This is a genomic window from Aquisphaera insulae, assembly GCF_011064615.1.
GTDB lineage: Bacteria > Planctomycetota > Planctomycetia > Isosphaerales > Isosphaeraceae > Aquisphaera > Aquisphaera insulae.
The window spans coordinates 1-11,413 of the sequence record NZ_JAALJH010000152.1 but is presented as its reverse complement, the minus strand read 5'-3'; the positions used below and the strand labels follow the sequence as shown (position 1 = coordinate 11,413).

Here is an 11,413-nt window from a genome sequence, read left to right as displayed (position 1 = left end):
CCGTGTGGGGGAGGGTTAGGGACAATACCGTTCAACGAAGACTCGTCTCGTCTCGCATCGCGAAGGCGGAACGTGAACATCCTGGCAGGCAAGGAGTGTCTTCGGGTGGCCGTGGTGGAACACCACGGGACCGCCGTGGCCTCCAGGCGAAGCCCGTTGGGCGCAACAGCTTGCCGCACCGTGGTGTTCCACCACGGCCACCCAGGCTCAGCTCGTAGCCGACGTGACGTTGACCTCGGTCTCGTACCATCGCGGTTTGAGACCCTGCCGAAGCCCGTGTGCCCCTACCCTTCGTTGAACGGTATTGGGGTTAGGGAGAGGGGGCTACCGCGTCCGACACGCGTCCTTCGACCCTGACCTCAGCCTCGTCTCTCTGGGGGCTTGATGGAGCAGGCAACAGCTCCTGTTCGATGGCCTCCAGTACAGACTCGGTTTCGGTCAGGGCTAGGTTGTTCCAGAACCGAAGGACGCGATATCCCTGGCCCTCGAGCCATCGAGTTCGATCAATATCGTACTCCGCGCGTTCGGCATGCTGACCTCCGTCGAGCTCGATGATCAGCCGCGATCGATGCGAGACGAAATCGACGACATAATCGCCCATGGGTTCCTGTCGGCGAAACTTCTCCCGAGCGAAGCGGCGAGCGCGGAGGTGCCTCCACATGAGGCGTTCCGCGTCGGTCATCTCACGGCGGAGATGGCGGGCGAAATCGCGGGGGATCCGGGAACTCACTCGGGATGCTCCATGAATCGGAGGAGCTTGCAAGGGTTGATGAGAGAGTCTCTACGGATGTGATAAGGCCGGAGGAGATCAGGAGCAAGGGTTGCCTGATCCGATCGCCTGGATACATCTCCGGCGGATGTTTTAGCCCCCTCTCCCTAACCCTCCCCCACACGGGGGGGAGGGGACCGGAAGGGGCTCGTATCTCAGGTCTGTCCGGACGTCGCGCCCCCTTTTCGCGGCACTCGGCGGTGGCGTCGGCGGGGCGGGGGCACTACTATCGGGGGGATTCCCACCTTTCAGACGGAGAGAACGCGAGAATCCGCCATGAATCGACGATCCCCCCGGCGCGCCTACGCGCCCCTGCTCGTGGTCGCCGCGGCGATCCCGGCGATCGCCTCACGGCCGGTCCGGCGGCCTGGCTTCCAGGCGTGCCCGGGCCGCGGCCGTCATCTCGCGGAGCTTCCGCTCGAGGAGTCGACGGGACGGTAATTCCGTCAGATAGGTCGCGACCCGGATGCCGCTCCGGTCGAGCTGGAGCAGCTCGACATGCTTCTCCGATTTGCCGGCGCACAGGATCAGGCCCAGCGGGCTCTCCTCGCCGGGCTCCTTCTCATACTCGTCCAGCCAGCGGAGGTAGAGGTCCATCTGGCCCTTGTCCGCCGCCCGGAACGCATCGAGCTTGAGTTCTACCGCCACGAGCCTGCGGAGCTTGCGGTGAAAGAATAACAGGTCAAGATAATAGTCTTCGTTATCTATTGCAATCCGTTTCTGTCGCGCCACGAACGTGAAGCCGACGCCCAATTCCAGGATGAACGCCTCGATCTCCCGCAGGATCGCCGCCTCGAGGTCCTTCTCGCTGTAGCTGTCCTGCAGTTGCAGGAAGTCGAGCACGTACGGGTCGCGGAAGACCAGATCGGGCGTGAGCCGGTCCTCCTCGCGCAGCCGCATCAGCTCCTCGCGCGCGAGCCGCTCGGGCTTGCGGGACAACGCCGTCCTCTCGAAGAGCATGCCGCCGATCTTCTTCTGCAGCGTCCGCGTATTCCACCGTTCGATCCGGCACATCTCCGCGCAGAAGTCGCGCCTGAGCGGGTCGTCGAGGTAGATCAGGGAGCGAAACTGGGTCCAGCTCAATTGTCTACTCAGTGCGTAGACAATCTCCCGATCGGGGAAGGCTTCGGCGAACCGGATCATATGCCGAAGGTTCTTGTCGGTGAAGCCCCGGCCGAATTCGGCCGTCAGGCGCGCCGCGACCGCCGCGACGATCCGCTCCCCGTAGCCGGCCCGCTTGGCGCCGAGGACCTCGGTACGCAGCCGGTGCCCGAGTTGCCAGTAGAGCACGACCTGGCCGGAGTTGAGGGCCTGCGCGACCGCGCCGCGGGCGGCGCGGATCAGGTCGCGCAGCTCCTTGAGCAGCTTCCCGGGAGCGGGCACACCACCCGGACGCGGCGCGGGCGGGCCTTCGGCCTTTGCTGGTTTCTTCGCCATGAGCCAAGGTTACTGCATGGCGCCGTCAAGTCCAGCGGAGAACGGATGATGGATGCAGCGGCCGGCCGCACGCGGGCCAGGTCCTGGCGGGAGACCGCCCCCCCCGGTCGCTCCGCTCCACGCGGGGGAGGGGACCGGAAGGCTCGGCCTTGGCTCGTGGATCGATCGCCGCTCCGCGGCCGCGCGAGTGCAACCCGCCCGCTTTTCGCGGCACTCGGCGGTGGCATCGGCGGGGCGGGGGCACTACTATCGGGGGGATTCCCACCTTTCAGATGAAGAGAACGCGAGAATCCGCCATGAATCGACGATCCCCCCGGCGCGCCTTCGCGCCCCTGCTCGTGGTCGCCGCGGCGATCGCGGCGGGCTCGATCACGACGAGCCCGGCGGTTGCCGACGACCCGTATCCGCTGGCCCCGGCCGGCTTCCGGCCGCCGTCGGTGCCGCTGATCACGCACGACCCGTATTTCAGCGTCTGGTCGGCCGCCGACCGCGCCACCGACGACGTCACCCGCCACTGGACCGGCACCCCCATGCCGCTGGCGAGCCTCGTCCGGATCGACGGCCAGGCCTACCGCGTGCTGGGCCCGGAGCCGAAATCCGTGCCGGCCTTGCCGCAGGTCTCCGTGGACGTCCGCCCCACGCGGACCATCTACACGTTCGCAAATGACTCCGTGACGATCGAGCTCACGTTCCTGGAGCTGGCCGTCCCCACCAACCTGGACATGCTCGCCAGCCCGATCACCTACGTGATCTGGAAGGCCCGCGCCAGGGACGGCAAGCCGCACGAGGTCTCCGCCTTCCTGAGCGCCGGGGCCCAGTTCGCGGTCCACTCCGACGACCAGGAGGTCGCCTGGTCGCGCGAGGACTCCGGGCCGATCCGGGCGCTCAAGCTCGGCAGCACGGAGCAGCCGATCCTCCAGCGCCGGGGGGACGCCACCCGGATCGACTGGGGCTACCTCTACCTGGCCACAGGCGACCCGAAGGGGACGCTCGCCGCGGCCTCGGCGAACGTCGCGGCCGAGTCCTTCGCGAGGTCCGGCGCCCTGCCGGAGAAGGACGACGACCGCCAGCCCCGCAAGGCCGGCGACGCCGCCCCGTCGATCTCCCTGGCGATCCCGCTGGCCGCGGCCGAGGCCCCGGCCGAGGCCGGGGTGACCTCCGCGGTGGCCATGCTCGGATATGACGACATCTACGCCATCGACTACATGGGCGACTGGCTCAAGAGCTACTGGAAGTCCAAGGACTCGGGCCGGACCTTCGGCCTGGTCCTGCTCAAGCACCACCTCAGCCTGGCCACCTTCGACAGCTTCTGCGCCTTCTTCGACCGCCAGCTCGCCCAGGTCGCGACCCAGGCCGGCGGCGAGAAGTACGCCCGCCTGCTGGCGCTGGCGCATCGCCAGTCGCTGGGCGGCAGCAAGCTCGTGGCCGACGCCAAGGGGATGCCGCTCTGGTTCCCCAAGGAGAACTCCAGCAACGGCTGCATCGGCACCGTGGACGTGATCTACCCGCAGTTCCCGCACCTGCTGCTGTACAACCTCGCCCTGGCCAAGGCGTCGATCGTGCCGGTGCTCGACTACGCGGCCTCGCCGCGGTGGAAGTTCCCGTTCGCCCCGCACGACGTCGGCACGTATCCCGCGGCCACCGGCCAGGTCTACGGCGGCGGCGAGCGGACCGACGTGGACCAGATGCCCGTCGAGGAGAGCGGCAACATGCTGATCCTCGTCGCGGCCATCGCCCAGGCGGAGAAGTCCGCCGATTTCGCCAGCAAGTACTGGCCCCAGCTCACGCAGTGGGCGAAGTACTGCGAGGACCACGGCTTCGACCCGACCAACCAGCTCTGCACCGACGACTTCGCCGGCCACCTGGCGCGGAACGCGAATCTCTCGATCAAGGCGATCCTCGGCCTGGCCTGCTACGGCCGGATGGCCGCCCTCCGCGGCGACCAGGCCACGGCCGACCGCTACGCCGAGCTCGCCCGCGGCCTCGCCGTCAAGTGGACGGAGATGGCCGGCGAGGGGGACCACTACCGCCTCACGTTCGACCCCAAGGCGAGCTGGAGCCAGAAGTACAACCTCGTCTGGGACAAGATCCTCGACCTGAAGGTCTTCCCGGAGGAGGTGGCGCGGAAGGAGCTGGCCTTCTACGCGGGCGTGACCGAGAAGTACGGCCTGCCCCTGGACTCGCGCAAGAAGTTCACCAAGGGGGACTGGCTGGTCTGGACGGCCACCCTCACCCCCGACCGCGCCGCGTTCGAGAAGTTCATCGACCCGCTCTACGCGTTCGCGAACGAGACGACCGACCGCGTGGCCTTCTCCGACTGGTACTGGACCGACAGCGCCAAGGAGGCGGGCTTCCGGGCCCGGCCGGTGATCGGCGGCCTGTTCATCCGGCTGCTCACCGAGGCGAAGCCGTACTGGCAGACCTCCATCGACACCGCCCGCAAGAACGCGCCGGAGGTCGGCAACGACTGGGCGCCGCTGCCGGCGGTCCGCAAGCTGCTGACCCTGGTGCCGACGGCGCGCGACGGGGCGAACACCTGGCGGTACAGCCTGGAGAAGCCCGCGGGCAACTGGCCGGCGCGCGACTTCGACGACCGCGAGTGGAAGCCCGCGGCCGCCGGCTTCGGCACCCGGGGGACGCCCGGCGCCGAGGTCCGCACCGTCTGGAACACCCCCGAGATCTGGATCCGCCGCGACTTCGAGCTGCCGGCGGAGGGCCTGCAAGGCGACCCCTCGGCGCTCCGGCTGGTGGTCCACCACGACGAGGACGCGGAGATCTACGTCAACGGCGTCCTCGCCGCCACGGCCGGCGGCTTCACGGGCGACTACGCCGCCGTCCGGCTCCGGCCGGAGGCGCTCAAGGTCCTCAAGCCCGGCCGCAACACCCTGGCCGTCCACTGCCGCCAGACCACCGGCGGCCAGTACATCGACGTCGGCCTCGGCCGGATGGAGGCCCTCACGCCGTGAGGGGCCGGCAAACGCGGGCATGGAGCTTCGCCCCCCTATGATCAGGGAGGGCGAGGCTCCTGCCGAGCCGCGCCGGCCTGAGCAAGCCGGCCCCGCGAGGTAACCTCCCGGGGCGATGAACTCGACTCTCGTGATGAAGATGAAGGGGTATCGGGCTCGGCAGAGCCCCCGCCCGGCTCGGCAGGAGCCTCGCCCTCCCGGCCGGAGCCCGGCCGGCGTCCTCGCCCCAACCCTCTCCCCTCCCCCCGTCGCAGAGGTGGTCCCGACCATGTGGCTGCTCGACTCTCCCGAACCCCTGGACCGGGCCCGCGGCAAGGCGTACCTGCGGCTCTTGCCGCTGCTCTTCCTGGGCTACGTCATCGCCTACGTGGACCGCACGAACGTCAGCTTCGCCAAGCTCGACATGCAGAAGGACCTGGGCCCGATCGGCTTCACGGAGGGGGCCTTCGGCTTCGGCATGGGGATCTTCTTCGTCGGCTACCTGCTGCTGGAGATCCCCGGCACGCTCGCGGTGGAGCGGTGGAGCGCCCGCAAGTGGTTCTGCCGGATCATGGTCTCCTGGGGCCTGATCGCGGCCCTGACGGCGTTCGTCCACTATGACGTCCCCTACGCGACGGCCGCGGCGGCGGCGTGCGCCCGCGGCCTCTCGCGGGCCTGCGGTGCCCTCGGCTTCGACACGCTGGCGGCCAACCTGGGCGGCCCGGGGGGGCGGTATGTCTTCCAGTTCTGGGGCGTGCGGTTCCTGCTGGGGCTGGCGGAGGCGGGCTTCTACCCCGGCGTGATCGTCTACCTGACCCACTGGTTCCCCCTCCGCGACCGCTCGCGGGCCCTCGCCTGGTTCTTCATCGGCGGGCCGATCTCCCAGATCCTGGGCCCCCCCGTCTGCGCCCGGATCATGGCCATCGGGGCCGCCGGCGGCTCCACGCCGCTGGGCCTGGCCGGCTGGCAATGGGTCTTCATCTTCTGGGGCATCCCGGCGGTGATCCTCGGCGCCATCATCCTCTTCCTCCTGCCGGACTGGCCCCGCGACGCGGCCTGGCTCAGCGACGAGGAGCGTGCGGCCCTGGAAGACGAGCTGGCGCGCGAGAAGAAGGCGCAGGCCTCCCACGACGGCCACATGTCCATCCTCTCCGCCTTCGGCCACCCCAAGGTCCTGGCGCTGGCGGCGGCGTACTTCTTCGTCGTGACGGGGAACTACGGCGTCGAGTTCTTCATGGCTTCGATCGTCAAGGACTGGTATCAGCTCGAGGTCGGCAAGGTCGCCTACCTGATCATCATCCCGCCGCTCGGCTCGGTGATCGGCCAGGCGTTCATCGGCTGGAACTCCGACCGCACCGGCGAGCGGCGATGGCACGCGGTGCTCCCCATCCTCTTCGGCGCCGCGGCCCTGGCCCTGGCGCCCGCCAGCAAGGGGACGCTCTGGCTCACCGTGCTCCTCTTCACCTGCGCCCTGACCGGCCTGAAGGCGTACATGCCGGCCTTCTGGTCGCTGCCGAGCCTGCTGATGACCGAGTCGGCCGCCGCGGTCAGCATCGGCCTGATCAACTCGTTCGGCAACCTCGGCGGCTGGGTCGGTCCCACCATCCTCGGCGTCCTCAAGGAGAAGACCGACTCCTACCAGGTCGGCCTCTGGGTCCTCTCCGGCTCCATGGTGATCGCCGCCATGGTCATCTTCGCCATGGGCATCGGCCGCCGCATGACGGACCCGAAGCCGAAACCGGCCCCGGACCTGGCCGAGCTCGCCTGAATCGCTTCCGGTCTGTAGTGGTCAGTCCGCCCTGCCGTCGATGGCCCAGATGCCGCGGACGCCGCGGACGGTGGCGCCGGAGATGGCCGTGATCGTGTGCTCATCCTTGACGAAGAGCGAGTTCCACAACTGGCCGGTCCCCGGGTCGCCGTCGATCGGGTAGCTCACGTGGGTGAAGCCCCGAGCGGACGCATCCCCCACGCAGACGGCCATCCGGCAGCCGCGCATGTCGCCCGATCTCCCCTCCTGGTACGAGAGGATCGTGAAGCCCGACGGCAGCCGCCGCAGGTAGGGCGCCCCGGCATACCACGACGGATCGAGCGGCGGATCGAGCGCCCCCCGGCGGCCCGGGCCGTCGCCGCCGATCACCGGGCCACGGCCGCCGGCGCCGGGCCCGCGGCGGAGGATCGACGGCTTGAATCGCCCGCCGCCGCCGGGGAGGCCGTTGTCCTCGATCGCCACCGCGAGGCCGCCGTCGGCCAGGAGCGCGGGCACGGGCATGCCGTCGCGATGCTTCGGGCGGAACGCGAAGGTCTCCGCCTTGCCCTCGCCCCAGGTCTCGCCGCCGTCGGGCGACCGGAGCACGGAGATCTCCTGCTCGTCGGTCCTCGTGTACGGCGCCTCGTTGGCGAAGAAGACGAGGATCTCGCCGGAGGGGAGCTCGATCGGCGAGGGCTCCCAGCAGCCGTCCTCGAAGGTGCAGCCGGCCGTGTAGAGCGTCCGCGGCCTCGACCAGGTCCGGCCGTGGTCCGTGCTCTTCGCCATCCGGATCAAGAACGGCCGGGTCAGCTCGCCGGGCCGCGACGGCTTGCCCTGCATCCGCACGGCCTGCCGCGGCCGTTCGTCCCAGAAGTAGAGCAGGGCCCCCCCGCGGGTGACCAGGAGCTCGGCGTTGGTCAGCCAGCAATCCGGATCCGCGTCCACGAGCGCCGGGGCCTCCCAGGTCATCCCCCGGTCCTCGCTCCGGCGGAGATAGAGCTTGCCGCCGCGGTCGTACCCGCAGGCGATGCGGCCGTCCCCGAGGCGGACCATCCGCGCGTAGTCCCCCCCGCGCTCCACCAGCCGGAGCGTCCGAGGATCCCATCGAATCGTCGGCACGTCCGACCCGGCCGCGACGATCGCCGCGGCCATGATCGTCACCACCGTCGCCATCGCACGTCCCCCACGCGAGACCCGGCCATCGAGGCCCGTCGCTCGGCCCCGGGCATTCTATTACCCCGGCAAGGAAGTTGATCAAGCTCACGGATATCGAACGGCCTCCTGAATCCCCCCACGCTCGGGGACGCGAAATCCGGCTCTCCCCCTTACGAAGGGGGAGTCGGAGGGGGTGCTTGGTGCCGGCCAGGGCGATCGAATTCACCCCCCTGAATCCCCCCTTCGTAAGGGGGGAAGTGAATGCGGGCCGGCTTCCCTGTCAGCGGTAAGAGCCCCATCAGGGTGATCTTCTTCCTTGCCGAGGTAATACGTCGCGAAATCCGGGGGCCGCCAGCATCGACTTTTCGCGATCCCGCCGGCCCGCGCCTTTCCTTGCGGGCCGCTCGCAGGCGATGATGAGGAAAGGGGCGAGAGGCGAGGGGCGAGGGGCGAGGGAATACAGGGAAAAGCAATTCGGACCGTTCCCCCCGTCCTCCTCTTCCCTCGTCCCTCGTCCCTTCCGCCCCTCGTCCCCCGCCCCTTCCATGGAGGCACGTCGATGCGCCGATCTCGGTCTGACGCCTTGATCCTGCCGGTGCGCCTGCTCGCGTTCGCCGCCCTGGTCGTCGGACGGCCGTGCGCGCCCACCCTGGCGCAGCAGGCCCCGCCTGCAGCCCCCACACCGGCGCCGGCCCCGGCGCCGGCACGGGGTCCGATCATGGCCCTGGAGCCGGGGCACAGCAAGGCGCCGCTGCGGCAGAAGATCATCTCGGTCCAGACGATCATGAACGCGGATCCCTGGGTGACGGGCAAGTACGTCTTCCTGTCGCGGCACGAGATCCCGGAGTGTCCGACCGCCTACTCGGTGCGGAAGTTCCGCTACTTCGGCGGCAAGCAGGAGATCCTGGACGTGATCTGGATCGAGAGCGGCAAGCTCCAGATCGCGGTGCTGCCGACCCGGGGGATGGGGATCAAGACGGTGCTGCTGGACGGCGTGCCGGTCTTCAACTGGGACTCGCCCGTCAAGGAGACGGTGCACCCGAGCCTGATCAACCTCCACGACCGCGGCGGTACGGGCTGGCTGGACGGCTTCAGCGAGTGGTTCTGCCGCTGCGGCCTCGAGTGGAACGGGCTCCCCGGCACCGATCGCTTCCAGGAGATCAATGGCCGCGAGCGGACGATGGACCTGACCCTCCACGGCCGGATCGCGTACCTGCCGTCCCAGGAGGTCGTCCTGATCGCCGAGCGCGAGCCCCCCTATCGCGTGACGATCCGCGGCGAGGTCCACGAGCGGTCGTTCGACGGCCCCAACCTGCTGCTGGCCTCGGAGGTCTCGATCGTCCCGGGCGAGCGGTCGTTCCGAATCGGCGACACGGTGACCAACCTCGGCGGCTCGCGGCAGGAGTTCCAGATGCTCTACCGCAGTTGCTTCGGCCCGCCGATCCTGGACGAGGGGGCGAAGATCCTGGCCCCGGTGGAGATGGCCAGCCCGTTCGACGACGTCTCCGCGAAGGACACCGCGCGGTACGACCAGGTCGACGGCCCGCGGCTCGGCTTCGCCGAGCAGACCTACTGCGTGAGGCCCCTGGCCGACGCGTCGCACAGGACCCTGCTGATGCTCCGCAACAAGCGGTCGGACCTGGCCGCGGCCGTCCGCTACGACGTCCGCGAGCTGCCCTATCTATCCCTCTGGAAGCACACCGCCGCCCCGGAGGACGGCTACGTGGTGGGCATCCAGCCGGGGACGAATTACCCCTACACCCGCCGGTACGAGCGCGACCACGGCCGCGTCCCGAGCCTCTCCCCGGGCGCCAGCCACTCCATGACCCTGGATTTCAGCCTCCTGATGGGGACCACCGAGGTGAACGCCGCCGCCGCCGAGATCGGCCGCATCCAGGGGGACCGCAAGCCGCTGATCGCGGACAGGCCGGAGCCGTGAGGGGGACCTGGACCGGGTATAATGGAGACGAAGGCGGGACGGAAACCAGCCGCCGGGTCGAGGGAGCCGGCGTCGGTCGTTGAGAACGAAAGGTGCCCATGGACCTCAGGAGCATACTCACTGAGATCGCGACCTGGCCCGAAGAGGATCGGCTCCGCCTCATCGAGCAGATTCAAAGCGGGCTGCCCGATCGGAATACGGCCTCTGAACCGACGGCGACCGGGGACGCCAGCCCGGATCGAGGTCGAGCGCCTTCTCCGCGCCGATCGAGCCCCGTCGGTGGCATGCGCGACGATGCCGACCTCCTCGAGCAGGTCACCCGGGATGTCATGGAGAGCCGTCGGGGGCGGACTCTGAGGCAGGTATCGGATGTGTAAGGCCCTCCTGGACACCGATATCCTCTCCGAAGTCCTCCGCGGCGTGAACGCGACGGTGGTCGATCATGCCGATGGTTATCGGATGGTGTTTGAACGGTTCACGATCTCCGTCATCACCCTCATGGAGATGGCGAAGGGATACCAGAAGGCCCGAAGGCCGGAGAAGATCGCGACCCTGCTCGCCCTCCTCGCCGATGAAGAGTTCCTCGATTTCGACCGGCCGGCCGCGGACCAGGCGGGCCGCATCTGGGGCGACCTCGAGCGTACCGGCCGGCCCATCGGCGTGGCCGATCCCATGATCGCGGCACTCGCCTTGCAGCACGATTTGGAGTTGGTGACGGGAAACACCGCACATTATCAGCGGATCCAGGAACTCGGCTAGCCGCTCGTGCTGGCGAACTGGCGGATGCGAACCCGGACCGATCGACGGATACCCTCGAACATCAACCCTCCGGAAGGGAGACGCCCACCATGCGACGAACGATCACCCTCGCGGCCGTGGTCCTTGGCCTGGTCTGCCTCGCGGCCGCGTCCCGGGGCCTCGCGGGGCGGCCGGCCCAGGCGGCGCCGGAATCGTGGGCGGGGTTCATCCACGCCGAGGGCGAGCCCTGGTTCATCAACCCGAGCAACATCGCTTACGTCCAGACGCTCACCGAAGGCCCCGAGAAGGCCCCCCACGTCGAGATCCACTTCGTCGGCACCGAGAAGCCCCTGCGGCTGCAAGGGGCCTCGGCGAAGGCGATGCTCGACTCGATCACGCGGCATTAAGACCCCTCGCATCGCGAGCCGCTCCCATGCAATCCGCACCTCCGCGGCGGACGGGCCGATTCCTGCGCGTCGCGGTCCTTCTCCTCGCCGCCGGCTATGTCCCGAGCAGCGGGCCGGTCCTCGCCACCGCCTTCTGGCTGAGGGAGAGGACCGGACGGGATGAGTTCTACGCGGCGATATGGCCGTACTTGCCCCTGCTGCGACCGGCCGGCTCGCCGGTGAAGGACTACGTCGAGTGGTGGGTCATCCGGTTCGGCACCGTGGGGCCGGGTTAGC

9 protein-coding genes are annotated in these 11,413 nt (G+C 69.1%); 6 read left to right on the top strand and 3 right to left on the bottom strand.

All coding sequences use genetic code 11. The features are described 5' to 3' along the window. Window positions 1–310 precede the first annotated feature (310 nt). Both G6O54_RS35510 and G6O54_RS35505 read right to left on the bottom strand, forming a co-directional pair. Window positions 311–730, bottom strand: coding sequence for an endonuclease domain-containing protein (locus G6O54_RS35510; RefSeq protein WP_256369025.1), 420 nt, complete (start codon window positions 728–730; stop codon window positions 311–313). A gap of 387 nt (window positions 731–1,117) precedes the next feature. After that, entirely contained in the window at window positions 1,118–2,206 is a 1,089-nt protein-coding gene (locus G6O54_RS35505; protein ID WP_165235269.1) for a PDDEXK nuclease domain-containing protein, read from the bottom strand. 296 nt (window positions 2,207–2,502) lie between these two features. Between G6O54_RS35505 and G6O54_RS35500 the strand changes: the two genes are divergently transcribed. Both G6O54_RS35500 and G6O54_RS35495 read left to right on the top strand, forming a co-directional pair. Further along, window positions 2,503–5,172, top strand: a complete 2,670-nt coding sequence (locus G6O54_RS35500) for a glutaminase domain-containing protein (protein ID WP_165235267.1) — start codon at window positions 2,503–2,505, stop codon at window positions 5,170–5,172. A gap of 268 nt (window positions 5,173–5,440) precedes the next feature. After that, window positions 5,441–6,919: an MFS transporter gene (locus G6O54_RS35495; RefSeq protein ID WP_165235264.1), complete on the top strand. Its 1,479-nt coding sequence runs from the start codon at window positions 5,441–5,443 to the stop codon at window positions 6,917–6,919. Between the two features lie 21 nt (window positions 6,920–6,940). On the opposite strand, the gene G6O54_RS35490 is transcribed toward G6O54_RS35495, so the two are convergent. Next, window positions 6,941–8,071: a sialidase family protein gene (locus G6O54_RS35490; RefSeq protein ID WP_165235261.1), complete on the bottom strand. Its 1,131-nt coding sequence runs from the start codon at window positions 8,069–8,071 to the stop codon at window positions 6,941–6,943. A gap of 541 nt (window positions 8,072–8,612) precedes the next feature. Between G6O54_RS35490 and G6O54_RS35485 the strand changes: the two genes are divergently transcribed. The 4 genes from G6O54_RS35485 (at window position 8,613) to G6O54_RS35470 (ending at window position 11,412) form a co-directional block, all read left to right on the top strand. Further along, complete coding sequence (locus G6O54_RS35485) at window positions 8,613–9,992, top strand: aldose 1-epimerase family protein (protein ID WP_165235258.1); 1,380 nt, start codon at window positions 8,613–8,615, stop codon at window positions 9,990–9,992. Between the two features lie 369 nt (window positions 9,993–10,361). Beyond that, on the top strand, window positions 10,362–10,751 hold the full coding sequence (locus G6O54_RS35480) for a PIN domain-containing protein (protein WP_165235255.1): 390 nt from the start codon (window positions 10,362–10,364) through the stop codon (window positions 10,749–10,751). 89 nt (window positions 10,752–10,840) lie between these two features. Further along, window positions 10,841–11,137 carry a hypothetical protein gene (locus G6O54_RS35475; protein WP_165235252.1) on the top strand — a complete coding sequence of 99 codons (297 nt, stop codon included), beginning with the start codon at window positions 10,841–10,843 and terminating at the stop codon, window positions 11,135–11,137. A 26-nt stretch (window positions 11,138–11,163) separates the two neighbouring features. Beyond that, window positions 11,164–11,412 (top strand): hypothetical protein, encoded by a 249-nt coding sequence (locus tag G6O54_RS35470; RefSeq protein WP_165235249.1) that lies wholly within the window; start codon window positions 11,164–11,166, stop codon window positions 11,410–11,412. Window position 11,413: the final 1 nt, after the last annotated feature.

Bases quoted from the DNA above. Each gene is read 5' to 3' on its own strand.
- G6O54_RS35505 (WP_165235269.1), bottom strand. From the start codon at position 2,206: ATGGCGAAGAAACCAGCAAAGGCCGAAGGCCCGCCCGCGCCGCGTCCG.
- G6O54_RS35490 (WP_165235261.1), bottom strand. From the start codon at position 8,071: ATGGCGACGGTGGTGACGATCATGGCCGCGGCGATCGTCGCGGCCGGG.
- G6O54_RS35475 (WP_165235252.1), top strand. From the start codon at position 10,841: ATGCGACGAACGATCACCCTCGCGGCCGTGGTCCTTGGCCTGGTCTGC.
- G6O54_RS35495 (WP_165235264.1), top strand. From the start codon at position 5,441: ATGTGGCTGCTCGACTCTCCCGAACCCCTGGACCGGGCCCGCGGCAAG.
- G6O54_RS35500 (WP_165235267.1), top strand. From the start codon at position 2,503: ATGAATCGACGATCCCCCCGGCGCGCCTTCGCGCCCCTGCTCGTGGTC.
- G6O54_RS35485 (WP_165235258.1), top strand. From the start codon at position 8,613: ATGCGCCGATCTCGGTCTGACGCCTTGATCCTGCCGGTGCGCCTGCTC.
- G6O54_RS35470 (WP_165235249.1), top strand. From the start codon at position 11,164: ATGCAATCCGCACCTCCGCGGCGGACGGGCCGATTCCTGCGCGTCGCG.
- G6O54_RS35480 (WP_165235255.1), top strand. From the start codon at position 10,362: ATGTGTAAGGCCCTCCTGGACACCGATATCCTCTCCGAAGTCCTCCGC.